General features: G+C 52.4%; 1 rRNA gene. It reads right to left on the reverse strand.

Annotated features, from left to right (window positions below):
- Nucleotides 1-19: 19 nt before the first annotated feature.
- Nucleotides 20-2909, reverse strand: a 23S ribosomal RNA gene (locus AAHB08_RS21070).
- Nucleotides 2910-3065 lie beyond the last annotated feature (156 nt).

The following is a 3065-nucleotide window of genomic DNA, read 5'->3' on the forward strand; positions in this document are numbered from 1 at the left end:
AACACTTCTTGGGTGTTGTATGGTTAAGCCTCACGGGTAATTAGTATGGGTTAGCTCAACACGTCGCCGCGCTTACACACCCCACCTATCAACGTTGTGGTCTCCAACGGCCCTTTAGGACCCTCAAGGGGTCAGGGATGACTCATCTCAGGGCTCGCTTCCCGCTTAGATGCTTTCAGCGGTTATCGATTCCGAACTTAGCTACCGGGCAGTGCCACTGGCGTGACAACCCGAACACCAGAGGTTCGTTCACTCCGGTCCTCTCGTACTAGGAGCAACTCCCTTCAATCATCCAACGCCCACGGCAGATAGGGACCGAACTGTCTCACGACGTTCTGAACCCAGCTCGCGTACCACTTTAAATGGCGAACAGCCATACCCTTGGGACCGACTTCAGCCCCAGGATGTGATGAGCCGACATCGAGGTGCCAAACACCGCCGTCGATATGAACTCTTGGGCGGTATCAGCCTGTTATCCCCGGAGTACCTTTTATCCGTTGAGCGATGGCCCTTCCATTCAGAACCACCGGATCACTATGACCTACTTTCGTACCTGCTCGACCTGTCCGTCTCGCAGTTAAGCTGGCTTATGCCATTGCACTAACCTCCTGATGTCCGACCAGGATTAGCCAACCTTCGTGCTCCTCCGTTACTCTTTGGGAGGAGACCGCCCCAGTCAAACTACCCACCAGGCACTGTCCGCGAGCCCGATTCAGGGCCCTGCGTTAGAACATCAAACATACAAGGGTGGTATTTCAAGGACGGCTCCAGCGCAACTGGCGTCACGCCTTCAAAGCCTCCCACCTATCCTACACATGTAGGTTCAATGTTCAGTGCCAAGCTGTAGTAAAGGTTCACGGGGTCTTTCCGTCTAGCCGCGGGTACACCGCATCTTCACGGCGAATTCGATTTCACTGAGTCTCGGGTGGAGACAGCATGGCCATGGTTACACCATTCGTGCAGGTCGGAACTTACCCGACAAGGAATTTCGCTACCTTAGGACCGTTATAGTTACGGCCGCCGTTTACCGGGGCTTCGATCAAGAGCTTCGCTTGCGCTAACCCCATCAATTAACCTTCCGGCACCGGGCAGGTGTCACACCCTATACGTCCACTTTCGTGTTTGCAGAGTGCTGTGTTTTTGATAAACAGTCCCAGCCATCTGGTCACTGCGACTCCCAACTGCTCCATCCGCAAGGGACTTCACTGTCAAGAGCGAACCTTCTCCCGAAGTTACGGTTCTATTTTGCCTAGTTCCTTCACCCGAGTTCTCTCAAGCGCCTTGGTATTCTCTACCCGACCACCTGTGTCGGTTTGGGGTACGATGACTTGTAATCTGAAGCTTAGAGGCTTTTCCTGGAAGCAGGGCATCAATGGCTTCCGCACCGTAGTGCGTTCGTCTCGTGTCTCAGTGTTGTGTCTCCGGATTTGCCTAGAAACACCACCTACGCACTTTCACCAGGACAACCGTCGCCTGGCCCACCTAGCCTTCTCCGTCCCCCCATCGCAATTACAAGTCGTGCAGGAATATTAACCTGCTTCCCATCGATTACGCCTTTCGGCCTCACCTTAGGGGTCGACTCACCCTGCCCCGATTAACGTTGGACAGGAACCCTTGGTCTTCCGGCGAGGAGGCTTTTCACCCCCTTTATCGTTACTTACGTCAGCATTCGCACTTCTGATATCTCCAGCATGCCTCTCGACACACCTTCGCAGACTTACAGAACGCTCCCCTACCACTCACACATAAGTGTGAATCCGCGGCTTCGGTGCCTGGTTTGAGCCCCGTTACATCTTCCGCGCAGGCCGACTCGACTAGTGAGCTATTACGCTTTCTTTAAATGATGGCTGCTTCTAAGCCAACATCCTAGCTGTCTGAGCCTTCCCACATCGTTTCCCACTTAACCAGAACTTTGGGACCTTAGCCGGCGGTCTGGGTTGTTTCCCTCTTCACGACGGACGTTAGCACCCGCCGTGTGTCTCCCGGATATTACTTACTGGTATTCGGAGTTTGCATGGGGTTGGTAAGTCGGGATGACCCCCTAGCCCAAACAGTGCTCTACCCCCAGTAGTATTCGTCCGAGGCGCTACCTAAATAGCTTTCGGGGAGAACCAGCTATCTCCGAGTTTGATTGGCCTTTCACCCCCAGCCACAGGTCATCCCCTAACTTTGCAACGTTAGTGGGTTCGGTCCTCCAGTTGATGTTACTCAACCTTCAACCTGCCCATGGCTAGATCACCCGGTTTCGGGTCTACACCTTGCAACTAGACGCCCAGTTAAGACTCGGTTTCCCTACGGCTCCCCTATACGGTTAACCTCGCTACAAAATGTAAGTCGCTGACCCATTATACAAAAGGTACGCAGTCACCCCGAAGGGCTCCCACTGCTTGTACGTACACGGTTTCAGGTTCTATTTCACTCCCCTCACAGGGGTTCTTTTCGCCTTTCCCTCACGGTACTGGTTCACTATCGGTCAGTCAGGAGTATTTAGCCTTGGAGGATGGTCCCCCCATATTCAGACAGGATGTCACGTGTCCCGCCCTACTCGATTTCACATCAAGGTTGTTTTCGTGTACGGGGCTATCACCCTGTATCGCCGGCCTTTCCAGGACCGTTCCACTAACTTCCAAGATGCTTAAGGGCTAATCCCCGTTCGCTCGCCGCTACTGAGGGAATCTCGGTTGATTTCTTTTCCTCGGGGTACTTAGATGTTTCAGTTCTCCCGGTTCGCCTCGTTGCACTATGTATTCATGCAACGATACCTAGCTTATGCTAAGTGGGTTTCCCCATTCGGAAATCTGTGAGTAATAGCGTCTCTTACCGACTTCTCACAGCTTATCGCAGGTTAGTACGTCCTTCATCGCCTCTGACTGCCAAGGCATCCACCATGTACGCTTAGTCACTTAACCATACAACCCCAAGAAGTGTCGTCGAAACGACGCGACTTGTTGTCGTACAACAAGGACCAAAATAAATTTTGGTTTTCGCCAAGAAGTTTCCAAAGCACTTGTAACAAATGTTTGAGAACTACTTTTTAAATCAGCTTTCCAGATTGTTAAAGAGCA

Origin of the sequence: Aeromonas sp. OTU364, assembly GCF_038440395.1 — a bacterium.
GTDB lineage: Bacteria > Pseudomonadota > Gammaproteobacteria > Enterobacterales > Aeromonadaceae > Aeromonas.